We start from the raw sequence: 22,615 nt of genomic DNA on the forward strand, positions 1-22,615 counted from the left end.
CGGAGAGAACATCCTCGCGCCTCGTGACCAGAAGGCGCAGGCGGTCGACGGAACTGGCGGGGGCCGCGGGCGGGCTCTGTCACCCCGCACCGGCACCGTCACGTTGCGCGCGGTCGACGAGAACACGAGGGATGAGGACCACGAACGACTACGTGTCGGCACTCCGCCAGGCCGTGGGCACACGACCGCTGATTCTTCCCGGGACTTCTGTCCTGGTCACCGATTCCCGGGACGAAGTGCCGCCGCTGGCCAGGGCCGACATCAGAGACGGGAGCCTGCCCGGTGGGATCACGGAGCCCGGCGAGTCCTTCGAAGAAACCGGCCGACGTCAGGTGAAGGAGGAGACCGGCCTGACCGTCGGCTCACTGGAACTGCTCGGTGTGTACTCGGGTGCTTCCCACGACTACCGCGACCCCAACGGCGACGTAATGCGACGCACCGCCGCTCACCTCGCCCGCCTTACCGAAGACGCCCTTGTCGGCGCGGAGCTCGGCGGGCCTGCGGCGTCGGGGCCCGCGACGCGAGCGTACGACCGGGACGGCCATGACCGGGGGCATGAGGACAAGCGGTCATGGGTGTTGGCGGCGGAGGCCACGGCTTGAGCTGGTGCCGGTGGGCGCAAAGACTCGAGGGGTGACCATTGAGCTGTCCCCCGCTGTCCGACCTGGGACGAGGGGGATCCGCGGCTCACCGCCCGGTGCTGCGCTCCCGCAAGGACATCGACCTCGCACCTTCCCTTCCGCACTGGTCGGCCTGGCGCCGAAGACGCCGGCGCCAAGCCCGCCTCAGTCACTGCAAACCTCACGGACACATTCCTTGAACCGCACACCCATCAATACGAATGCGGCCCAGCGCAGGAATGACCCAGACACAAGGACTTTGCCAACGAGCCACGAGCGCTTCGTTTCCGGCCAAGGATCCGAGAGCCGGTTGCTAGACCGAGCAACTCCGCAGAACCTTGACCGAGTTGGTGCACAGCCAGATCGAGAGGAAGTTCGATTACCCGGCCGGGGGCTTTCTTCGCGCATCCGAGCTCCCCGCGCTGATCGCACTTCGCTTGCCGCCACTGGAAGACCCAGCCGAGGGGGGTAGCAATGCCTTTCAACATCAACCTGACGGCGAGCAAGAAGCCCGGACAATGCAAGGCGTCGGTCACCGGCACTGTTCAGCATGTCATCAACGCATCCGAGGCCAAGGCTTTCTGCCTTGACCAGACCGACCGCATCAAGACGGCCATCGGAAAGGCGATCGGAAGGAAGCCCGACGAGTACTGGCTGAAGGACCCTACTCCCGAAGGCGCCGCCAATGGAGAGCGGGTCCGGAGTACGGGAACGTCTACAGCCTGTTCAAATGGCAGCCGGTCACCGCAACGCTCACTGCGAAGAGCGCACGCTTGGTCGGGGTCACCACCAAGCCTGTGATCGCGCGTCACGTGGAGTGGATCAACAACGAAGACCACCCGGTGGTATACGGCGCCACCATGAGCGTCGCCAAGACGGACACCTGCAGCAGCAGCTGGTCGTGGACCGACAAGTTCTCGGTCGGGCAGAAGATCACGTACAAGGTCTCGATCAAGGCTGGTGTACCCGGCGGGGAGGCCGGCGCGGAGATCGGCGGCGAAACAAGTTTCGGCTTCGAGCACGCATGGGGCGAGACGAAGACCAAGAGTCACACAGTGACGGTCGGCGTCTCCGACTCGGTCAAAAGCAGCGTTCCCAAACACTCGGCAGAGACCGCGTACCTGTTTTCCACCCTGGGTTCAGCGCAGTTCCGGATCGCCTACGAGGCCACTCTGACGGGCTGGCTCGCCTTCCAGCACCGCGACTGGTACACAGGCGCAGACGGCAGCAGTCGCTACCGCGCCCACAAGGTCGACACGGTGCTCCGCAACGCCGGTCTCCCCACCTCCATCACTGTCCATCAGGACATCACTGTCGGTTTCTATTCCGACGCGATCGTGGAGGTGTCCCCCGGCCGGTACAACCCGAACAAGAAGCCGGGCCAGCTCTCTCAATGAGCGGAAAGCACTGCGTCACCAGGCCGTAGCCCCAGACCCTGACCCGTGATCGTCGCTATTCGGCGTGCTACGTGCGAAACCAGCCGGGATCTGACGCTCCACCTGCTACTGAGCCGGCTCGGGCCGGGTGGTCCACCCGGGGACACATGTGCGGGCCAACCAGGGCGCCGCCCGTTCGAGCGGTCGCAGGGCCGACCGCAGCGCCGCGGCGCGAGCGCGCTCCACCTCGCCGAGCAGTGGTCGGCGGCGCTTCGTCGCCGTCGGCCTGCTGCGGCCAGGGGAGGGCTCCCTGGGGGCGCACTCACACGTCGCGGCGTTTCACTACGAGGACGGCGAGTGCGACCGTGATCAGCGGCCAGAGCGCGTACACGATCCAGGAGCCGGGGACCGTGGCGGTGTAGCCCAAGGATCCTGGCTCCGGCCCCCAGGGCTGGATCAGGCGGTTCCAGGCGGCCGACACCAGCGCGTGTTTGATCTCCGCCGACCAGCGGCTGCTCTCCGAGAACATGGGGGGCAGCATCACCAGGGTGAAGACGCCGGCGACCATGGTTCCGGCGGCATGCCGGAGCAGAACACCGAGCCCCAGACCGACCAGGGCGCAGACCGGAGCCAGCAACGCGGATGCCGCCAGCGCCCGGAACACACCGGGGTGGGTGATCGGAAGGCCGGCACGGTGCCCGTGCAGGATGGCCTGGGAGACCAGGAAGGAACCGGTGGAGGCGGCCGTGCCGACCGCGGTCCACAGTGCGGCGGTGACGGCTGCCTTGGCCAGCACGACCGAGCCGCGGGCCGGGACGGCCACGGTGGTGGTGCGGATCAGCCCGCTGCTGTATTCGCTCACGACGGCGAGGGCGCCCATGCTGGCGGCGACGAGGATCAGCGTCCAGTAGCCGGCCGGCGGATAGGCGTCGTAGGGCCGGAAATCAGCGGGGCCGGAGGGCGCGGCCTTGTCCGTCAGCGTGGCCACGGCGGTGGCCCCGATGACGAACAGGAGGGTGAGTGCGATCGTCCACGGTGTGGACCGCAAGGACCGTGTCTTGATCCACTCGGCGGCGAGCAGGTCGCGGAAGCGGGCGGGCGGCGCGGTGACGGGGGTGGTCCGGGGGGCGGAGGTGAGCGTGCTCATCGGGGCTGTCCTGCCTGGTATTCGGTCCTGTCGGCGGTGAGTCGCATGAAGGCTGCCTCCAGTGAGGCGGCGCGGGTGGTCAGCTCGTTCAGCCGGATACCGTTCTCGAAGGCGAGCGCCCCGATCCGGTCGGCCGGGAGCCCGGTCACGGCGAGTCTCTCCGCGCCGGTCGAGCCCTCCGGCTCGACCGAGGCGCCCGCCGCGGTCAGCACGGCCGCCAACTCGGTGGCCCGCGGTGTCCCCACCACGACGCTGCCACGGTTGCCCCGGGCCGCGAAGTCCCGTACCGGCTCGGCGGCGATGAGGCGGCCCCGGCCGATGACGACCAGTTGGTCGGCGGTGTTCTCCATCTCCGACATCAGGTGGCTGGAGAGGAAGACCGTGCGCCCCTCGGCGGCCAGGCGCCGGAAGAGCCGGCGTACCCAGAGCACGCCCTCCGGGTCCATGCCGTTGATCGGCTCGTCGAACATGAACACGGGCGGGTCCCCCAACAAGGCGGTGGCGATGCCCAGCCGCTGCTTCATACCGAGGGAGAATCCGCCGATGCGGCGGTTCGCCACCTCGGCCAGCCCCACCTCGTGAAGCACCTCGCCCACCCGGCGCCGCGGGATGCCGTTGCTGCGGGCCAGAGCGGACAGGTGGGCCGCAGCGCTGCGTCCGCCGTGAACCTGTCCGGCGTCGAGGAGGGCGCCGACGTGCCGCAGCCCGCGTCGGTGGCGGTGGAAGGGGACGCCGCTGACGGTGGCGGAGCCGGTGCAGGGCGCGTCCAGGCCGAGGATCATCCGCAGGGTGGTGGACTTGCCGGCTCCGTTGGGGCCGAGGAATCCGGTGACCTGGCCCGGCCGCACGGTGAAGGACAGATGGTCGACGGCCGTCTTGCTGCCGTAGCGCTTGGTGAGCTCGCTGACTTCGATCACGACACCCACACTGCCGAGAGGAGCCCCGCTCGGGCATGGGGCCATGGGTGGCACTCGTACGGCAGGATTCGACCGTGGGCGTACGTCCACGGGCTGATGTCGCGCTGCTGGTGGTCCGGTTAGTCTCGCGGCGTGAACCCCATGACGACCATTTCGTTGCCCGCGCGCGTCGCGCACCCCGGCCTTGTTCCCGGCAGGGGACACCGCCGATGACGAAAACCAGGGCCGTGGCCTGGGCGGGGGGTGCCTCCTACCTCCTCGTGCTGGGTCTGCTGGTGGGGGCCGCGCCGCGGGCGTCGGGCACGATCCACGGGGTCGGGGCGCTGCTGGCTGTGAGCCTGCTCGCCGGTGTGGTGCGACGGACGCCGCTGCCGGCTCTGGTCATGGCACTCCTCGGATCCACCGCTGTGGTGGTGGGCCCTGCGGGTTCCGCCCATGAGAGCCGGGCGGCGTCACATCAGGGCCAGTTCCTGTCGTTCCTGGCGGCGGACCTCGTTCTGGGCTTCATCGTCGCCACTTGCGCACGGCGCCCTACGACTGTCGCTGTGGCCGTGTCCCTCACGGTGCAGCTCCTGGTGATCGGCGGCTGCGCGCATGGGAACGCTCTGGCCGCCAACGGGCTCATCGCCCTCCTGGCGTTGGCCGCATCCTGCATGGTCGGTCTGCTGAGCCGCGAGCGCCGAGAGCACGCGGCGGCGCTGCGGGCACAGGAGGTGGCCGAGGCGGTGACCGCCGAACGGCTTCGGATCGCGAGGGAGTTGCACGACATGGTCGCGCACAGCATCGGCATCATCGCGATCCAGGCCGGCGTGGGCAGCCGGGTCATTCAGACCCAGCCGGCCGAGGCGCGCGAGGCCCTGCGCTCCATCGAGGCCACCAGCAGAGAGGCACTCTCGGGACTTCGACGCACGCTGGTGTCGCTCCGTCAGGCCGACCGAGGCGCGACCGCCTCGGAGCAGTCACGGCTCGTGCCCACGCCGGGGCTGGCGGAGATCGAACGGTTGGCGGCGGCGACCGCGGGCGCAGGGGTACGCGTCGACGTGTGCCGCACCGGGGAGCAGCGTCCCGTGCCGGCCGACATCGACCTGTCCGCCTACCGCATCGTGCAGGAGGCACTGACCAACGTGGTCCGACACGCGGGCACCGGGCGTTGCCGGGTGGCCATCGACTACGGGGACGAGGAGCTGTCCGTGGAGGTCGTCGACAACGGGCGCGGCGCCACCGAGGACCGCTCGACCCACGGCTTCGGCCTCATCGGGGTGCGGGAACGAGTCGGTCTGCTGGGCGGCCGCCTCAGCGCCGGGCCGCGCCCCGAGGGCGGCTTCCGGGTGGCGGCCCGGCTGCCGCTGCCCGCGTCCGTCGGAGTTCCGGTGGAGGCCCGATGACCGTCCGTGTGGTGCTCGCCGACGACCAGCCGTTGGTCCGGTCCGGTCTACGTGTGATCATGGCCGATCACCCCGATCTGGAGGTCGTCGGTGAAGCCGCCACCGGCGCCGAGGCCGTCCAGCTGGCCAGGGACGCCGGCCCCGACGTCGTGGTCATGGACATCCGGATGCCCGGTATGGACGGAATCGAGGCCACCCGCCTGATCACCGCCGGTTCGGCGACCACACGCGTCCTCGTCCTGACCACCTTCGACGAGGACGACCACGTCTACGGCGCGCTCCGGGCCGGCGCGAGCGGCTTCGTGGTCAAGGACATGGCGCTGGACGACATCCTCGCGGCGATCCGTGTGGTCGCCTCCGGTGACGCACTGATCGCGCCGGGCGTGACGCGCCGTCTGATCTCGGACTTCATCAGGCGGCCCGCGGCTGTCCCGGAACGCTCCCCACGGCCCGTCGAGGGCATCACCGAGCGGGAGCGGGAAGTGCTGACCCTGGTCGGACGCGGCAGGTCGAACACCGAGATCGCCGAGGAGCTCTTCATCACGGTGGCCACCGCCAAGTCGCACGTTTCACGGCTGCTCACCAAACTGGGCGCCCGGGACCGGGTCCAGCTCGTCATCACCGCCTATGAGACGGGGCTCGTCACCCTGCCTCGCTGATGGCGTCCCGGCCCCCGTGGTGGGCAGCCCGGCAGCCATAGTCCGACCGGTCGACGCAGAGCACACTGGTGTGGACCGACTGCGACCGGCCGACTTCGTTGCCCGGCTCCGGGGTCGTCGGCCTTCCCGGAGCGGCGGGCGGGGAAGTGGTGGGCCCAGGCCCAGGTAGGCGGGGGCGTCCGGCTGGGCCGCGGGCGTGGTGGCGTCTACTCCTCGAGGTCGGCGTGGGCCTGGCGGTCTGCGGTCGGGGGGCCGTGCCAGTCCAGGCAGATGACGGTGGCGTCGTCTGCCAGATGTCCGCCGCAGGCGTCGGTGACCGCTTGGGTCAGGGTCCGGACCACCTCGCGGGGGTGTTCGCCGGCGGTGTTGCGGATCACATCGGGCAGGTCGACGGATTGCGCTCGGCGTTCTTGCACACCGTCGGTGTAGAGCACCAGCCGGTCGCCCGGGCGCAGGTCGAGGTACTGGACCCGGTAGGGGCCGGGTGCGTGCACGCCGAAGGGCAGGTCGACGGCCAGACGTACTTCGACGACCGCGCCGTCGCGCAGGCGCAGGGGCCAGGGGTGGCCGGCGTTGACGAGCTGCGCGCCGGACCCGTCCAGGGCGATACGCAGGAGCTGGCCGGTGGCGAAGGTGCCGCGGCCGTGGTCGAGCATGGCCTGATTGGTCCAGCCGGCTTGATCGGCGAGACCCTCCTCGGCGCGGCGGCCACCGCGGGAGGCGTTGATCAGGAGGGTGGCCATGAGGGAGGCTTCGACGTCGTGCCCCATCGCGTCGGTGATGGACAGGTGCAGGGTGTCGTGGTCGAGGGTGTAGTCGTAGGTGTCGCCGGCGATGCTGTCGGCGGGAATCAGGGCACAGGCGAGAGCGAACTCGGGCGCCTCGCAGAAGGGGGCCGAGGGCAGGAGCTGGCGCTGGATCTCGGCTGCCAGGCTGACGGGAATGGTGCGCTGGCCCCAGTGGTAGAGGTCGGTGAACCGGCGGTCGGTGACGATGATGTACGCCAGCGCGTGCGCGGCCTCCTCGACCTGCTCCAGGACCCCCTGCGTGACCTGGGGAAGGAACAGCTCCAGCACGCCGATCGTGTCACCCCGGTTGGTCACCGGCGCGACCACCCGCTGGCTGTGCCCGTCACCCGGTTCACGCACCAGCTTCTGGGTTCGCAGGACCTTGTCGTAGGTGCTGCCGATCAGGGGGATCTGATCGGCGTGCCGCCCCTCCTGCGAGGCCGCCTCCTCGCTGATCCGCACCACCTGCCGGCCCACGATGTCGACGAGCAGGAAGGTCACGTGCTGTGCGCCGAACCGTTCCCGCAGATTGTGCGCGACCATGTCCAGGGACGCTACCGGCGCCGCTTTCTCGGCAGCGGCCAGAAGCTCGGCCAGCCCGATCCGATCCTTCGCCATCTCCGTCTCCCGGCGTTGTCCACGCGCTCCCGCCTGGCCACGGTCACCGTCCTTGCATCGTCGCCACCGACCGTGACGCGGCCGCGTGTGACCATCATCGCGGACGGTGATTGCGGTGAATGACCAGTTGGGAGAGGCGTCCGTGTGAAAGGACGTCGCCCTCCCCGTGGGCGTCCGGGCAGAGCCGCGCCGGAGACCGCCTCGAGACGGGGCGGGATTCGAGGGCTTCGAAGCCTCCGCACCCCGACGCGAACCGACGGTCCGGCCACGGCCGTGAGCGCCGTCGTCCTCGCTAGTGACACCGGTCGGTCCCGGCCGCGGGCGAGGTTTTCGAGCTCACTCGGGAGCGTCACATGGCTTCCTTGATCCCGGAGCGGATCAGCCAGGTGTTGACCGGCCAGGCGGTGAAGAAACCGGCGATCATGCCGATCTGCATCAGGAACCAGTACACGGGGTCGTCCGGGCGCAGGTGGTGCGGAGCGGGGAAGAACACGAAGAACATCAGCGCCATCCAGCCGAACAGCCCGACCTCGAAGGCGGTCAGGGACAGTACGTCGGCCTTGGCCGCCGCGATCAGGCCCTTGCGCGGACCCAGGCCGCGCATGGGGGCGATGGCGAAGTACTGGAACCCGATCCCGAGGGCCAGGGCGAGCACGTAGTCGCCGATGTATTCGGCGGGCAGGGCGAGCCCGCCGATGGTGATGCCGAGGCCGAAGACCGCGAATTCCGCGATGATGTCGCCGAGTGTGCAGCCGGCGCCGCAGTGCGAGACGCCGACCGCGGTGGTGGCGTAGCCGGGCTTGCCGGGCGGTTCGCCGTGCTCCCGCTGCCGGCGATGTGATCGGGGTCGGCCCCACGCCCGGTAGGCCGCCACTGCGGCTGGGCCGAAGTACAGGGCGGTCACCGGCCAGACGGCCTCCATCACGCCCATGTGCTGGCGGTAGCCGCGGCCGTAGATGTCGAAAAGGATCCACCCCGCGCTGACGAAGGCGACGGCGAGGGCGGCCCAGGCCAGAGCGGTCAACCAAGGTGGTGGCATGGTCAGGGCCCTTCCTCCGGCCTCCCGTGGCTGAGCGGCCGTCGACGATCAGGCGTCTCGCACGGTCGCGCACCCGGCTACCCTCTGGGGCGCAGGTGCTAACGCGCCAGGACCACCGCCGGTGCCCGAGAATGTACGTCTGCTGGAGGAGGGCACGGACGTGGCTCCCCGCATGCCGAGCGAGTTGCGTGACCTGTTCGAGGAGCTGCGTTTCGCGACGCGAGGCGTGTCCGGGCATTGAACGGGATTCCGGAGGAGAGGGCTGGCCGAGGCCGTAGAACGGGGTCCGGGCAGGGTGACTTTCGCTCGCGTTGAAAAAAGGACTCAGGCTGAGTGTCATTCCTCGGGGGACGGCGGCGGTCCGGGTCATGTGATGGGAATGCAGATTTCGCAGAGGTGCTGGGCGAGCAGGCGGGGCCGGTAGCGTTCGAGGACGGGGCGGGTGGTGTCGAAGGTGAGGTCCTGGGCGGCAAGGCCGTCGAACAGGCCGGCCCAGGCGTGTGCGAGGCCCTCGGGGGTGTGCGCGGTGGTGAGGACCGCGTGGCGGCCGCCGGCGAGGCGGGTTTCCAGGACATCGGGGTGACGGACCTCGGCATCGTCGGGCAGTACGAGGCAGGTGTCGTAGCGGCAGTCGCGGGGCGCGGTGCGGGCGGGATCGTCGCGGGCGATGCCCAGGACGGCGGAGTCGGCGCGCAGCAGGCCGTTCGCGGCGGCCCAGGATTTGAGCCTTTCCATCTGAATTCCGTTCGCTTCCCCGTACGGGCCGGTTCGCCTCAAATATGCGATGCGGGATTCCGGGATTTCTTCCACCGTGAACATGTTTCCTCCTCTTTTCGGCTGGCGCGGAGACAAAGGTAGCAGGGTATAAAATTCCCTTCCGGCGGGTTTTGAGTAATCGCCCGCCGGCAGTTCCGCCGCCTCGGGACGCGGTTCCCCGGCCGTGGTCCGGTCGCCTTCGAGGCCGGCCTCGCTGTCCTTCGGCTCCACGACGTCGACGGCGGCGACGTGCCCGTCGGCCGCCACGTCAGGCGGCTCACCCTCCGTGCCTCGCGCCGACGCGGGGCTCGGCCCCGCCCGGTCGTCAGCGAGCCGGCCCTCGGCTTCCGGGACCGCGCTCCGGTGCCGCGTTTCGGCCGCCCGCAGCCGCTCGGTCCCGGTGCCGCCGTCTGCCGGGTGCTCGGCCCACTTGCTCCGCCTGCGCCTTGCGGGCGTGTTGCGCCTCGGCCGCCAGGCGGACCGAGGGCTGCGGCGCAGGTCGCGGTCGAGGAGGTTACGAACCCTCCGTGAACGCGGTGGCGTGGTCGGCCGCCCACTGACGGAACGTTCGCGGCGCCGTCCCGAGGATGTCGGCCACCGCAGTGGTGACGTACGCGGGCTGTCCGACTGCCGCGCTCCATGCGGCGAGCAGCATCTCGACGACCGAGCTGGGCGCCATGCCCTCCGAGAGGCTTCGGAACTCCTCCGGCGTCATCTCCTCGAACGCGATCCGGCGATCCAGGGCGTCACCGATGACGTTCACCTGCGCGGCTTGGGTAAGCGATTCGGGACCCGTGAGGACGTAGTCGCCTCCGGCGTATCCGTCCCGGCAGAGCGTGCGCGCCACGACGGCCGCGACGTCGCGGTCGTCGACCGGGGCCGTCTCGGCGGCACCGTGAGGCCACCGGACGACCTCGCCGGCCCGGATCGCGGGCGCCCACCAGGCCAGCGAGTTCGACGCGAGCATCCCCGGCCGGATGATCGTCGACTCCAGTCCGGTGGCCGCGATGAGCCGCTCGATGTCGGCGTGCAGCGTCGCCATGGGATTGGGCTGCTGGAAGAAGGGGTGCGGGGTCTGGTGCGGGGAGGAGAGGAAGACGACTCGTCGTACCCGGGCTGCCAGCCGCTCGACGACTGCCGCGGCGGTCCGGGGCGGGGAGGTCCAGAGGAGGAAGGCCGCACCGGCGCCGTTCAGTGCCGGGTCGAGCGACTCGGGCACGGTGAGGTCGCCGGTGAAGACCTCGGTCTCGGCGGGCAGTGTCGCCGCGACCTCGGAGCGACGGGTGAGGGCGCGGACCGGCACGCCCGCGTCGAGGAGCCGGTCGATGACGAGGCGGCCGATCCGGCCCGTCGCGCCGGTTACGAGCACGGGAGGGATGTCTGTCTGTTTCACGCCGCCCATAGAAACGTAACCCGGTTAAAAAAGCAACGCGGTCATGAATGTTACGGTGGTCAGATGAGCGAGCCGACGGGCCTGCGGGCCCGCAAGAAGGAGCGGACGCGCGACGCCATCGGCGACGCCGCCGTCTCGCTGTTCCTCGAGCGCGGCTTCGACCGCGTCTCGGTCAACGACATCGCCGCGGCGGCCGAGATCTCCAAGCCGACCCTCTTCCGGTACTTCCCCACCAAGGAAGACCTGGTGCTGCACCGGTTCGCGGACCACCAGGGCGAGGCGGCACGCGTCGTACGTGAGCGCGGGTCCGGCATCAAGCCGGTGGCGGCGCTGCACCGGCACTTCCGGGCCGGCCTCGATCGGTACGACCCCGTCACCGGCCTCAACGATCATCCCGAGGTGGTGGCGTTCCATCGGCTGGTGTTCACCACACCGAGCCTGGCGGCACGGCTCACGCGCTACCGGCTCGAGGACGAGGAGGCACTGGCGGACGCCCTCGGCGAAGGCATCCAGGCACGGCTTCGCGCCGCCCAGGTACTCGCGGTCCAACGGGTGCTCGCCCGGACCAACTGGCAGAAGATCGCCGACGGCCGAAGCGCCCGCGACGTCCATCCCGAGGCCGTGGCCGACGCCGGCCAGGCATTCGACCAGCTGCGGTGACGGGCGACGCTCCCGGTCGAAGGAGGCACCGCGGCGCGGTGCACGCGTCGCCACGGGCCCGGTCGGGCCGCTTGCACAAAAGGGATGCCGGCGGCCGCCGCCTCGGCGCGGACAGCTCGCCGGCACAGTCCCGATCCGGTAGTCGCGGAAGGTGACGGGGGGCGGCCGGGCGACTCCCCGTCAGGTGGCCGCCGGCCGGTGCCCGCTGCCGAGGTCGAGCGTCGCTTCCCCGCCCCGCCCCTTGGTGGGACTCGGCACCGGAAAGGCGACACCGGGGGGTCGGCGGCTTCCGCCCCGGCTCTGCCGCCCGGCCGGGGCGGCGGTGGTCGCCGGCCCGACTGTCAGCCGGCCGCGCCGGGACGTGCCCGGAGTGGGCGACGGTCCCACCGGGCGGTGAGCGTCGGGACGGCTCCTCGTCCGCGGCCCGAACGTGGTTCAGGCGGCGCCGTCCGAGGGCGTCGCGGGTTTGGTGCCCAGGATGTCGCGGGCCTGTTCGGCGGCGCGGGCGGTGCTCTCGGAGACGAAGTCGAGAAAGCGGGCGATGTTCTCCAGGCGGACCCCGGCCGGGGTGCCGGAGCCGAGGACGCCGACGCCCTGCCGGGCGATCTCGACGACCTGGGCGATGGAGCGGGCGCTGGCCATCATCGACTGGTACCAGACGTCGTCGTCGACGACGTAGCGCTCGCGGCGGCGTCCGTCGCGTTCCCGGCGGACGAGACCCTGGCTCTCGAGGAACGCGATCGCTTTGGAGACGGACGCCGGGCTGACCTGGAGGCGCTGGGCGAGTGCGGACGCGGTGAGGCTGCCCGTGTCGGTCAGGCAGAGGCAGGCCAGCACCCGGGCCATCATCTTGGGCATGCCCGAAGCCATCAGGACGGTGGTGAACACCTCCTCGTACTCGCGCACCGCCTCGGCGTCGCGCCCGTGCGGCTGCGGGCGCGTCCCGGGGTCCCGGCGAGCGGTCTGCCCGCGGCGGGCGCGGTGCTCGGTGGCACGGTGGGCCAGGTCGGCGCGGTAGGCGGTGGGGCCGCCGTTGCGCATCACCTCGCGCGTGATCGTCGAGGTGGGGCGGTCCAGGCGCCTGGCGATCTCCGCGTAGGCGAGGCCGTCGGCCAGTCCCAGCGCGATCTGCTGGCGTTCCTGCTGGGTGAGCCTGCCTCCCGGCATCGCGGTCTCCTCACGTGGTCCATGGGGTGACCACTGTAGCGTTCACCCCCAGTCCATTGCAATGAACCTGGTGAGAGGGGTTGCGTTAGCCTTCAAGCCATTGCAATGTTTGATGGCTTCTGACCTGCGTCTATCGCTGACTCTTGCGACAAGAGTGTTGCCCAATCCATAAACGCAACGTAGCGTTTCCACCGTCAGAAACGACAGGACGAAGGAGCGCGCGATGCAGACGAGCAAGAACACGATGCGGAAGTTCGACACCCCCACCCCCGTCGCGGCCGTCCTCGACATCCCCGCCGGGCACATCCGGATCATCGCCTCCGGACGGGCCGACACCACGGTCGAGGTCCTGCCCGCGGACGCCTCCAGGAGCCGCGACGCGCAGACAGCGGAGCAGACCACGGTCACCCACGCCGACGGCGTCGTACGGATCGAGGCACCGGCGGCGAAGAACCGGGTCCTCGGCGCCTCCGGATCCCTCGAGGTGACCGTCCAGCTGCCCGCCGGCTCCCGCGTCGTGGCCAAGGCCGCCGGCGCCGAACTGAGGGGCGTCGGACGGCTCGGCGACGTCACCTTCGAGGGCGCCCAGGGCGCGGTCAAGCTCGACGAGGCCGAAAGCGCCCGCCTCACCCTCGCCGCCGGTGACATCCGCGTCGGCCGTCTGAGCGGCTCGGCCGAGATCAGCACCCTGAAGGGCGACCTCCACATCGCCGAGGCCGTGCGCGGCACGGTCACGCTGCGCACCGACCAGGGCGACATCGCGGTCGGCGCCGCCCGCGGAGTCTCCGCCACCCTCGACGCCGGCACCGGCTACGGCCGCGTCAGCAACAGCCTCGTCAACACCGGCGGACCCGCCGCCGACCTCACCATCCACGCCACCACCGCCTACGGCGACATCACCGCCCGCAGCCTGTGAGCGAGAAGGAGTTCCTCCCATGACCGAGTCGGCCATCGCAGCGCGCGGGCTGCGCAAGTCCTACGGCGACAAGAGCGTGCTCGACGGCGTCGACCTGACCGTGCCCGAAGGAACGGTCTTCTCCCTGCTCGGTCCGAACGGCGCCGGCAAGACCACCACCGTGCAGATCCTGTCCACGCTCATCGCGCCCGACAGCGGGCAGGTCCGGGTCGCGGGCCACGACCTCGCCGCCGACCCGCGGGCCGTACGCGCCGCGATCGGTGTCACCGGGCAGTTCTCCGCCGTCGACGGGCTGATCACGGGCGAGGAGAACATGCTCCTCATGGCCGACCTGCACCACCTCTCCAGGCGCGAGGGCCGCCGGGTCGCCGCCGAACTGCTGGAGCGCTTCGACCTCGTCCAGGCCGCGAAGAAGCCGGCCGCCACCTACTCCGGCGGCATGAAGCGCCGCCTCGACATCGCCATGACCCTGGTCGGCGACCCGCGGATCATCTTCCTCGACGAGCCCACCACCGGCCTCGACCCCCGCTCCCGCCACACCATGTGGCAGATCATCCGCGAGCTGGTCACCGACGGCGTCACCGTCTTCCTCACCACCCAGTACCTCGAGGAAGCCGACCAGCTCGCCGACCGCATAGCCGTCCTCGACAACGGCAGGATCGCCGCCGAGGGCACCGCCCGGGAACTGAAGGGGCTCGTCCCCGGCGGACACGTCCGGCTCCGCTTCACCGATCCGGCCGCCTACCAGTCCGCCGCCCTCGTCCTGGGTGCCGGCACCCGGGACGAGGAGACGCAGACCCTGCGGATCCCCTCGGACGGCAGCCAGCGCGAACTGCGCTCCGTCCTCGACCGGCTGGACTCCGCCGGCATCGAGGCCGACGAACTGACCGTGCACACCCCCGACCTCGACGACGTGTTCTTCGCACTGACCGGCAGCGCCGGCGTCCCCGACCAGCCCGAGGAGGCTGTCCGATGAGCCCTCTCCCCCTCGCCGTGCGCGACTCGCACACGATGCTGCGCCGCAACCTCCTGCACGCGCGCCGGTACCCCTCCCTGACGCTGAACCTGCTGCTCACACCGATCACGCTGCTGCTGCTGTTCGTCTACATCTTCGGCGACACCATGAGCGCGGGCATCGGCGGCGGCGGCCGCTCCGCCTACATCGCCTACATCGTTCCCGGTCTGCTGCTGATGACCATCGGCTCCACCGTGATCGGGACCGCGGTCTCCGTCTCCAACGACATGTCCGAGGGCATCATCGCCCGCTTCCGCACGATGGCCATCCACCGCCCGTCGGTGCTCATCGGCCACGTCATCGGCAGCGTGCTGCAGTCGGTCCTCAGCGTGGTCCTCGTCGGCGCCGTCGGCGTGGCCATCGGCTTCCGCTCCAGCGACGCCACCGTGCTGGACTGGCTCGCGGCCCTAGGGCTGATCGCGCTCTTCACCCTGGCCCTGACCTGGATCGCGGTCGGGATGGGCCTGGTCAGCCCGACCGCCGAGGCCGCAAGCAACAACGCCATGCCGCTGATCCTGCTGCCGCTGCTGTCCAGCGCCTTCGTCCCGGTCGACTCCATGCCCGGCTGGTTCCAGCCGATCGCCCAGTACCAGCCCTTCACCCCCGCCATCGAGACCCTCCGAGGCCTGCTCCTCGGCACCCACATCGGCCACAACGGATGGCTCGCCGTCGCCTGGTGCCTGGGCCTGACCGTCCTCGGCTACCTCTGGTCCACCTCGACGTTCAACCGCGAAACGAAGTAACCCCGCCCCATGAACAGCGCGGGCCACCACCCGCGAGCGGTTTCAGGGCGGCGCACCCGGCACCTCGCCGGCGTACGCCGCCACGCCCATGGAGTGCGGCCGACGTGCGCCCGCGCGTCTTGCCGGGCCCGTACGGCTCCTGGACGGCATCAGCCGCCCGCTGTGCCCGCGGCACCGCCGCTCGTGCTCATGGGCACGCTGGGTCAACTGCCGGTGGCCGTCTATGAGTTCCGGTGCCCGTCACCTCCTCACCGGCGGGCGCGGCAACGGCCGGCCGGCCCAGGTCGTTGACACCGAGCAGCACGGTGACGGCACGGACGCCGGGCTGGCCCTGCACTTCACGGTCGAACCTCTTCGGAGCGCTCTCGCCGAAGTACACGGCGAAGGACTCGGCGGGCGAGCCCGGAGCCGGGTCCGGGTCCGGGTCCGGGTCCCGCCAGACGGTTGCCACCGACGCCGTCGTTCACGACGCCCGCACCGTGGAGTCGGTGGGCGGTACGGCGGTGGGCGGCGCTGCCCAGGTGCCGACGTAGGTGTCCGTCGAGGCGGGCGCGGCGGGCGCCGGAGCGAGGACGGCGGCGAGAAGTGCGAGGGGGGTCTCTGCTAAGATCCATTGCGTGATTTCCGCATTCGCCGCCGCAGGCTACTACTACATCTGACGCCTCCCCGCGAGCACTTCCAGCTCCGGGCGCCACAGGCACGGTGTGCGCCGCTCATCCAGCGGCCCCTTCAGCGTCGTTTCGAGTACCGCATTGGCCTGTCACGGCAGTCTTCTGTTCCACGTCCTGCGCCATGCGGTCGTGCCTGTCTCCGGCTCCCGTTCGAGCAGTGCTCGCCTCCGGTCGACCTTTTCGGATCCACGGATGAAACGGCGTGCGTACCCATGCGTAACTCCTCCTCCCCCTCCACTTCCCGTTCCGCGACCGGTTCGTCGGCGTCCCCCGCTTCGGAGGCGGGCACCTCCCTCGTCGAGGAGCGGCAGCCGGCACCGGACGCGGCGTCGCCAGGTGATTTCCAGATGGTCCTGGACGACATCCAGCTCACCCGCGGCAACCGTCGTCTGCTGGACGGGGTGCACCAGTCGGTGGCCCTCGGCGAACGAATCGGCGTCATCGGGGAGAACGGCTCCGGCAAGTCCACCCTGTTGCGTCTGCTCGCCGGAGTGGACAAGCCCGATGCGGGCCGGGTGCTGGTGCGCGCCCCGGGCGGCACCGGCTATCTGCCGCAGACTGCCGAGCCGGCGCCCGACGACACGGTGCGGGACGCCATCGACCACGCCCTCGCCGAACTGCGCGCGCTGGAGAACGAACTGCGCCGCTGCGAGACGGCGATGGCCGAGGCGGACGGCGACGCGCTCACGGCCCTGCTGGCCGAGTACGGCGATCTCATGGATGCCTTCGAGGCCCGGGACGGCTACGCGGCCGACGCCCGGGTGCAGGCCGCCATGCACGGTCTGGGCCTGGCGTCCGTGGACACCGCACGGCGGCTGGCCGGCCTGTCCGGCGGCGAGCAGGCCCGGTTGGGCCTGGCCTGTGTGCTCGCCGCCGCACCGCAGCTGATGCTGCTCGACGAACCCACCAACCACCTGGACCGGGCCGCGCTGGAATGGCTCGAGGAACACCTGCGCTCCCACCGCGGCAGCGTCCTGGTCGTCTCCCACGACCGCGTCTTCCTGGAGCGGGTCGCGACGGCCCTGTGGGACGTCGACGGCGAACAGCACACGGTCCACCGCCACAGCGGCGGTTACGCCGGCTATGTGAAGGCCAAGGCGACGGCGCGGTTGCGCTGGGAGGAACAGCACCAGGAGTGGAAGGAGGACCTGGCCCACCAGCGCGAACTCACGCGCGCCGCGACGGACCACGCCGCCGCCGGGCCACGGGGCAACACCGACCGGACCAACGGCCGCCACCAGCGCAGTGTGGAGAAGCAGATCTCCGCCCGTGTGCGCAACGCCAAGGAGCGGCTGCGCCGGCTGGAGGAGAACCCGGTCCCCCGCCCGCCCGAGCCGATGCGTTTCGCACCCCGGATCCAGGGCGGCGACGCCATGGGCGCCTCGGTGGTCGCCGGGCTGTACCAGGTCGAGGTGGCGGACCGGCTCCGCGTGCCGGACTTCGAGGTGCGCCCGGGTGAGCGCGTGTTGATCACCGGCCCGAACGGAGCCGGCAAGAGCACCCTGCTGCGGGTGCTGATCGGCGATCTGGAACCGGACCGGGGCACGAGCACCCGTTGGGCGCGCACCGGCTGGCTGCCGCAGGAGACCCCGGTCACCGCGCCCGGGCTCAGCCTCCTGGACGCGTTCCGCGAGGGCCTGCCAGGCGATGTCGAGGCACATCGCGGTGCGCTCCTGGGCCTGGGGCTGTTCAGGCCGTCGGATCTGGCCACCGCGGTCGGCCGGTTGTCCGTCGGCCAGCGCCGGCGGCTCGCCCTGGCCCGTCTCCTGCACGACCCCGTGGACCTGCTGGTGCTCGACGAACCGACGAACCACCTGTCACCGGCGCTGGTGGAGGACCTCGAAGAGGCCCTGTCGCACTACCGTGGAGCACTGGTCGTCGTCTCCCACGACCGCATGCTCGAGAGGCGGTTCACCGGACGCACGGTGCGTCTGGAGGGCGGCTCGATCCGCGACTGATCCGGCTGTCGCCGTCGCGGCACCCCGTGCAGCGATCCCCGGGGTGTCCGCCCGAGCGGAGTCCGCACGCGCAGCGGCGGTGACGCCGTACGGGCTCCCCGGCCGGTCCGGCAGACCGGCGGATCCGGACCCGGCAGGGTGACCATGCCGAGGCGCCGACGAGCGCCTCGGCCGCGGACGGGCGAGTCGGTGGACTCGAGGCCGGAGGAGAGCACCCCGCGCATGCCGCGCAGCTCGACGCGCGGCCCTCCCGCCTCGAGTCCGGGCGGAAGCGTTCTGGACGCACGGTGTGGTGGCCCTGCGGCGCGCTCACAGCACACCGGAAGCATTCCTGTGGCGTTCCCGCGATTCTCTCCGCCACCTCTCGAGCGGTCCCGCGGCCACAAAAAAGCTGCGGCACTCCGAGAAACGGGATGCCGCAGCTTGTTCCGGACGAGGTTCCCGGTCAGCCGGCCTTGCGGCGGAAGTTCCGCTTCTGGCCCGCGCGACCGTTCATGTTCTTGACCTTGCTGCGTGCCTCTTCCTGGGCGTGCTTGGCCTGCGAGGCCTGGGACTTGCGCGCCAGTGCCTCCTTGAATCTCGCGCGCACCTCGTCCTCGCCGGGGTCGTTCTTCGGGGTTTCAGTCATCCGGTCCTCCTTGCCGTAGGGAACGGTTCCGCCAAGTCTCCAGCACCACTTTCATGACCGGATCTTGTATCCTCACTCAAGATCCGGTCGAGGGCCAAGTCCGCGCGGCGACTCTCGGACAGCGCGCGCCGTCTGGCGTGGACCGGCAGGTCGGCCGGGACACCGGCGGCGAAGACCCGCTCCCAGCGGATGTCCTGCCTCGCGACGTGCAGGGGTCCGTCAAACGAGCGGTTCAATCGGGTGGTTGGGGCTACTCGCGGGTTGCCGACAGGCGGCCGTCGAAGGTGATGTCGAAGGCGTTCAGTGCGGTCTTCCATCGCATGGTCCAACGGGTCTGTCCCTTGCCGGTGGGGTCGAGGGACATGATCGCCATGCGGACGCGCTTCAGGGCGGCTCGCTCGTCGGGGAAGTGGCCGCGGGCTCTGACCGTCCGGCGAATGCGCGCGTTCACCGACTCGATCGCGTTGGTGGAGCAGACGATGCGGCGGGTCTCGGTGCCGGGCCGTAGGAAAGGGGGTGAACTCCTCCCTGGCGTTCTCCCACAGATCGGTCGCCGGATGCTTCCGGCCCCGGGCGTCGGCGGACTCGGCGAACCGGTCCGGGGCGGCCTCTTGGGTGGGGGCGGCGCAGACGGGCTCGAGGAGCTTGGCGATCGCCGGTCGGCTTCTCAGCCGAACAGTCGGGAACCGAGTGGGTGCTGTCGGTCGAAGCCGGGGAGGATCAGGAATGTCGCGCTGGCGGTTGTGGTGGTATATCGCAGTAGCGCGTCGGAGGCGTCCATGTGGGTGAGGGTGGCGGTGAAGGTCCGCAGGTCGTTCTGGAAGCTGATGAAGAGCAGGCCGGGGGCGGGCCCGTCGGTGCTGTAGGAGCGGCGGAGCATGAGGCCGGCGCCGACGACGGTGGGGTTCGCCCTGCGCACATGGGCGTCCGCCGGGACGAGGTAGCGTCCGTCCGGTGTCTTGGCTCCGAGTTCCGGGCCCGAGGAGATGGTGCCGCCGGAGAGGGGTACGCCGCTGGCCCGGCGACGCCCGAAGACCGCTTCCTGTCCGGCCACGGACAGGGCGGCGAACCGCGGCAGGTCGAGTTCCATGCGCCGCAGTACGGCGAGGGTGCCGCCGGTGACCGCAGCGGGTCCGGCCAGCCACAGGTCGCGCCGTTGTTCGGCGTCCGTGTGCGGGCCCACGATGCCGTCGATGAAACCGAGCGGGTTGCGTGGCGCGGTCAAGCCGTTGCCGATGGGCACGTTCGTACCGCGGCGTGCGGACTGCCGCCAGCGTTCGTGGATGCGGTCACCGGCCTGGTCCAGGAGCGCGGCGGCGACGACCGGCAGGAGCAGCGCGTCGCCGGCGCAGATCTGTATCAGCAGGTCTCCGCCGCGTTCTCGCGGGTTGATCCGCTCGCGGGAGAACCGCGGAAGGTCGGTCGCGCCGGGCAGCGAGGCACCGGCCGCGCGCACCAGTCGGGGGCCCACGCCGACGGTCACGGTGAGGTCGCCTGGCGGCAGGCCCAGCAGCCGCGGGTCGGTCCCCGCGACGAGGGTGCGGATGGTCTGGCCTAATTCGGCCAGTAACGGGCCGGGAGCCGTGGCGGCGGCGAGGTCGGCCACCACGGCCAGCAGGTTGCGCTGGGCCGGCTGGGGAAGCGTGACGCCTGCCTGGTGCCGGCCCGTCGCCGGGACCGGCACGGGCGCGGCCGCCGCGGAAGGAGCATGCCGGCCCGGCCGGGCGGAATCCGATGTGCACCCGGCGGTCAGACCGGCGACCACCATGGCGCTGGAGACATCGAGGAACGTGCGGCGCGACGGGCGGTGATCGGCTCGGTGCATGGTGTGCAGGGTGCCACACCGTAATCGCCGATGTCGGTCAACCTGTCTTTTCTGGTGCGGAATTGGGCGCCATGCCAGACTGGGATCATGCCTCGATCAGCTCTTCGCGTGTTGGCGGCGGTACTGGGCGCGCTGACACTTGTGGTCGGTTGCGGCGGCGGCGACGGCGGATCCGGCAAAGGCCGGCGGCCGGCCGGTGCGCATGCGACGATCCGAGTGCCCGCCGATGCCCCGACGATCTCGGATGCGGTGTCCTTGGCCCGGCCCGGCGACCTGGTGCTGGTCGCTGCGGGCGTGTACCACGAGTCCGTGAGGATGGACACGGCGCGCGTCACTCTTCGCGGTGAGTCCCGGGACAAGGTCGTCATCGACGGGCGGTTGCAGCAGCCGAACGGCATCGTCGTATCGGCGCCCGGGGTGGCCGTGGAGAACCTGACCGTGGAGAACAACACGCAGAACGGGGTCCTGGTCACCGGCTCGGCGAAGGCGGCCGCCGGGCTGCCGGGGCGAAGCGGCGGTTACGACACCGGCGACGAGCCCGTCACCTTCCTGAAGTCGTTCCTGGTCTCGTATGTGACCGCGACCCGCAACGGTCTGTACGGCATCTACGCGTTCTCCGCGCAGAACGGTGTCATCGAGCACTCGTACGCGTCGGGCGGAGCCGACTCGGGGATCTATGTCGGACAGTGCAAGCCCTGTCGCATCGTGGTGCGGGACAACGTCGCCGAACTCAACGCGGTCGGTTACGAGGGCACCAACGCCGGCGGAGACATGTACGTGGTCGGCAACCGCCTGGTCGGCAACCGGGTCGGACTCACCACCAACTCCGACCACCAGGAGAAACTGCTCCCGCAGCAGCACGCCGTCATCGCGGGCAATCTGATCGCCGCCAACCAGCAGACGGCCACCCCGCTGCAGGCCGACGGCGGGTGGGGCATCGGCATCGGCGTCGACGGTGGCAGCGACAACCGGTTCACCCGCAACCGCATCGCCGACAACAGCAACGCCGGACTGGTGATCACCGCAACCGCCGACATACCTCCGGTCGGCAACCAGATCGTGGCCAACACGTTCACCGGCAACGGCGTCGACATCGGCTGGACGTTCCCCACCGCCACGCGGGGACAGGGCAATTGCCTGCGCGGCAACGATCTGCGCACCACGGCGCCCGCCCGGCTCGCGACGACCGCGTCCTGTCCGCTACCGACCAAGTCGCTGTCGCCGTCCGGCAGTTGGGCGAGGGCGACACCACCCGGGGGCATCCCGTTCACCGAAATCGCGGCGCCTGCTCCGCAGCCGCAGTTCCCCAACGCCGTCACCACGGGCGCCACCGATGTCCCGGCCGTTCCGGCTCTGCCGAAGACAGCCGGCATTCGGCTGCCGCCGGCGTCCCTGCTCGCCGCGCACGCGCGGGTGCGGACGTCCTGAACAGCGACTACCGCGTCGGTGTGGCTCCGGGTACGGGCTTGACCGGAACGTACTTCTGGGTGTCGAAGTCGATGACCACCGGCTGCGGCTCGGACCTCACGTCGACGCGGACCCGGTACATGGTGCCGTCGGGGCCCACCCAGTAGCGCACGGTGCCCGCCGTGCCGGAGCGGTCGCGGGAGGACGGCCCGGTCATGATGTCCACCCGGTGCCCGTCCACCTGGTCCCGTCCCCACCAGGCGGCACCGTTCTGCGGCAGCAGTTCGGCGTTGTCCGGCCGGTCGCTGCCGAGATTGAGCGCGATGGCCAGCGAGCTGTCCAGCGCGCTGCCGGACGACAGCAGTCGACGGCCGTACCAGCCCGAGCGGGGCGGCGACGCGGGTGCGTGCGCCGGGGCGTTCGTCATCGGGTGGACGAACACCGAGGTGGCCGTCCACTCGATCAGCCCTTCGCCGGCGGTGCTGCGGCCGCTGCCGTGCACCACGCCGTACCCGAGCTTGCCCCGGTAGTCGACGGACCCGGTGACGGTCAACCCGCCGGCGGTGCCCGGAACAGTGATCGTCACCGCGCGGCCGCGCGCCTCGAAGTTGCGGAACCGCGTGATCGCCAGCCGGTTCGCCTCATCCGGAGTCAGGGCGCGCGGACCGCTGGGGCCGGAGCCACCGTCGGCTATCAGGAACGCGGCCACCGCGACGGCCGCCGTGCCGATGACGGCTGCCACCCAGCGGGCCGGTCTCCACCGGCGCCGGTCAGCCGCACGGCCCGGTAGAGCTCGCTGGATTCTCACGCTTCGCACGCGACTCGACGCTGCCACTGTTCGATTCACCCTCTCGCTCACACCACACCGCTCGGCCGCCGTGCGGTGGCGGCGACCCTCGGCAGTCCAGTGACAGACGACGCCCAGGC

At 70.8% G+C, this 22,615-nt stretch carries 21 protein-coding genes and 1 pseudogene; 11 read left to right on the plus strand and 11 right to left on the minus strand.

Annotated features, from left to right (window positions below; translation table 11 throughout):
* Positions 1–131 precede the first annotated feature (131 nt).
* The 3 genes from ACF061_RS37795 (at position 132) to ACF061_RS37805 (ending at position 2,017) form a co-directional block, all read left to right on the plus strand.
* The gene (locus ACF061_RS37795; protein WP_392271545.1) at positions 132–602 is read left to right on the plus strand and encodes an NUDIX domain-containing protein; all 471 of its coding nucleotides are present in this window, start codon (positions 132–134) and stop codon (positions 600–602) included.
* A 492-nt stretch (positions 603–1,094) separates the two neighbouring features.
* Positions 1,095–1,421, plus strand: a complete 327-nt coding sequence (locus tag ACF061_RS37800) for a hypothetical protein (protein ID WP_392271546.1) — start codon at positions 1,095–1,097, stop codon at positions 1,419–1,421.
* A gap of 11 nt (positions 1,422–1,432) precedes the next feature.
* Entirely contained in the window at positions 1,433–2,017 is a 585-nt protein-coding gene (locus ACF061_RS37805; RefSeq protein ID WP_392271547.1) for an aerolysin family beta-barrel pore-forming toxin, read from the plus strand.
* Between the two features lie 301 nt (positions 2,018–2,318).
* Here ACF061_RS37805 and ACF061_RS37810 read toward each other — a convergent pair whose 3' ends face one another.
* On the minus strand, positions 2,319–3,143 hold the full coding sequence (locus ACF061_RS37810; protein ID WP_392271548.1) for an ABC transporter permease: 825 nt from the start codon (positions 3,141–3,143) through the stop codon (positions 2,319–2,321).
* Positions 3,140–4,060, minus strand: a complete 921-nt coding sequence (locus ACF061_RS37815; RefSeq protein ID WP_392271549.1) for an ATP-binding cassette domain-containing protein — start codon at positions 4,058–4,060, stop codon at positions 3,140–3,142. Before ACF061_RS37815 ends, ACF061_RS37810 begins: the two co-directional genes overlap by 4 nt.
* A 209-nt stretch (positions 4,061–4,269) precedes the next feature.
* On the opposite strand from ACF061_RS37815, the gene ACF061_RS37820 reads away from it, so the two are divergent.
* A complete protein-coding gene (locus ACF061_RS37820) occupies positions 4,270–5,445 on the plus strand; it encodes a sensor histidine kinase (protein WP_392271550.1) in 1,176 nt (391 codons plus the stop codon).
* The gene (locus tag ACF061_RS37825; protein ID WP_392271551.1) at positions 5,442–6,104 is read left to right on the plus strand and encodes a response regulator; all 663 of its coding nucleotides are present in this window, start codon (positions 5,442–5,444) and stop codon (positions 6,102–6,104) included. Before ACF061_RS37820 ends, ACF061_RS37825 begins: the two co-directional genes overlap by 4 nt.
* A 206-nt stretch (positions 6,105–6,310) precedes the next feature.
* Here ACF061_RS37825 and ACF061_RS37830 read toward each other — a convergent pair whose 3' ends face one another.
* The 4 genes from ACF061_RS37830 to ACF061_RS37845 all read right to left on the minus strand — a co-directional run bounded on the left by ACF061_RS37830 (position 6,311) and on the right by ACF061_RS37845 (position 10,707).
* Complete coding sequence (locus ACF061_RS37830) at positions 6,311–7,510, minus strand: PP2C family protein-serine/threonine phosphatase (RefSeq protein ID WP_392271552.1); 1,200 nt, start codon at positions 7,508–7,510, stop codon at positions 6,311–6,313.
* A 349-nt stretch (positions 7,511–7,859) separates the two neighbouring features.
* The gene (locus ACF061_RS37835) at positions 7,860–8,549 is read right to left on the minus strand and encodes a DUF4396 domain-containing protein (RefSeq protein WP_392271553.1); all 690 of its coding nucleotides are present in this window, start codon (positions 8,547–8,549) and stop codon (positions 7,860–7,862) included.
* A gap of 366 nt (positions 8,550–8,915) precedes the next feature.
* Complete coding sequence (locus tag ACF061_RS37840) at positions 8,916–9,572, minus strand: GyrI-like domain-containing protein (RefSeq protein WP_392271554.1); 657 nt, start codon at positions 9,570–9,572, stop codon at positions 8,916–8,918.
* Between the two features lie 247 nt (positions 9,573–9,819).
* Positions 9,820–10,707: an SDR family oxidoreductase gene (locus ACF061_RS37845; protein WP_392271555.1), complete on the minus strand. Its 888-nt coding sequence runs from the start codon at positions 10,705–10,707 to the stop codon at positions 9,820–9,822.
* 54 nt (positions 10,708–10,761) lie between these two features.
* Here ACF061_RS37845 and ACF061_RS37850 point away from each other — a divergent pair, with 54 nt between their 5' ends.
* Complete coding sequence (locus ACF061_RS37850; RefSeq protein ID WP_392271556.1) at positions 10,762–11,358, plus strand: TetR/AcrR family transcriptional regulator; 597 nt, start codon at positions 10,762–10,764, stop codon at positions 11,356–11,358.
* 435 nt (positions 11,359–11,793) lie between these two features.
* Here ACF061_RS37850 and ACF061_RS37855 read toward each other — a convergent pair whose 3' ends face one another.
* A complete protein-coding gene (locus tag ACF061_RS37855) occupies positions 11,794–12,525 on the minus strand; it encodes a helix-turn-helix domain-containing protein (RefSeq protein ID WP_392271557.1) in 732 nt (243 codons plus the stop codon).
* A gap of 244 nt (positions 12,526–12,769) precedes the next feature.
* Here ACF061_RS37855 and ACF061_RS37860 point away from each other — a divergent pair, with 244 nt between their 5' ends.
* From ACF061_RS37860 to abc-f, 4 genes are all read left to right on the plus strand, one after another.
* Positions 12,770–13,441: a DUF4097 family beta strand repeat-containing protein gene (locus ACF061_RS37860; RefSeq protein WP_392271572.1), complete on the plus strand. Its 672-nt coding sequence runs from the start codon at positions 12,770–12,772 to the stop codon at positions 13,439–13,441.
* A gap of 19 nt (positions 13,442–13,460) precedes the next feature.
* Positions 13,461–14,417 (plus strand): ATP-binding cassette domain-containing protein, encoded by a 957-nt coding sequence (locus ACF061_RS37865; RefSeq protein WP_392271558.1) that lies wholly within the window; start codon positions 13,461–13,463, stop codon positions 14,415–14,417.
* Positions 14,414–15,199 (plus strand): ABC transporter permease, encoded by a 786-nt coding sequence (locus ACF061_RS37870; protein ID WP_392271559.1) that lies wholly within the window; start codon positions 14,414–14,416, stop codon positions 15,197–15,199. The genes ACF061_RS37865 and ACF061_RS37870 overlap by 4 nt, the downstream gene beginning before the upstream one ends.
* Positions 15,200–16,217: 1,018 nt before the next feature.
* Positions 16,218–17,828: a ribosomal protection-like ABC-F family protein gene (gene abc-f / locus ACF061_RS37875; RefSeq protein WP_392271560.1), complete on the plus strand. Its 1,611-nt coding sequence runs from the start codon at positions 16,218–16,220 to the stop codon at positions 17,826–17,828.
* A gap of 445 nt (positions 17,829–18,273) precedes the next feature.
* On the opposite strand, the gene ACF061_RS37880 is transcribed toward abc-f, so the two are convergent.
* The 3 genes and pseudogenes from ACF061_RS37880 to ACF061_RS37890 all read right to left on the minus strand — a co-directional run bounded on the left by ACF061_RS37880 (position 18,274) and on the right by ACF061_RS37890 (position 20,281).
* Complete coding sequence (locus ACF061_RS37880; protein ID WP_392271561.1) at positions 18,274–18,456, minus strand: DUF5302 domain-containing protein; 183 nt, start codon at positions 18,454–18,456, stop codon at positions 18,274–18,276.
* A 250-nt stretch (positions 18,457–18,706) separates the two neighbouring features.
* Positions 18,707–19,109, minus strand: a pseudogene (locus tag ACF061_RS37885) (transposase); the annotation flags it as partial.
* 14 nt (positions 19,110–19,123) lie between these two features.
* Entirely contained in the window at positions 19,124–20,281 is a 1,158-nt protein-coding gene (locus ACF061_RS37890) for a Dyp-type peroxidase (protein ID WP_392271562.1), read from the minus strand.
* An 87-nt stretch (positions 20,282–20,368) separates the two neighbouring features.
* Between ACF061_RS37890 and ACF061_RS37895 the strand changes: the two genes are divergently transcribed.
* Positions 20,369–21,709: a right-handed parallel beta-helix repeat-containing protein gene (locus ACF061_RS37895; RefSeq protein WP_392271563.1), complete on the plus strand. Its 1,341-nt coding sequence runs from the start codon at positions 20,369–20,371 to the stop codon at positions 21,707–21,709.
* A gap of 7 nt (positions 21,710–21,716) precedes the next feature.
* Here the strand turns inward: ACF061_RS37895 and ACF061_RS37900 are convergent, their stop codons facing one another.
* Positions 21,717–22,397, minus strand: a complete 681-nt coding sequence (locus tag ACF061_RS37900; RefSeq protein ID WP_392271573.1) for a hypothetical protein — start codon at positions 22,395–22,397, stop codon at positions 21,717–21,719.
* Between the last annotated feature and the right edge of the window lie 218 nt (positions 22,398–22,615).

This window comes from Streptomyces sp. NPDC015220 (assembly GCF_043079345.1).
In the GTDB taxonomy this organism is placed as follows: domain Bacteria; phylum Actinomycetota; class Actinomycetes; order Streptomycetales; family Streptomycetaceae; genus Streptomyces.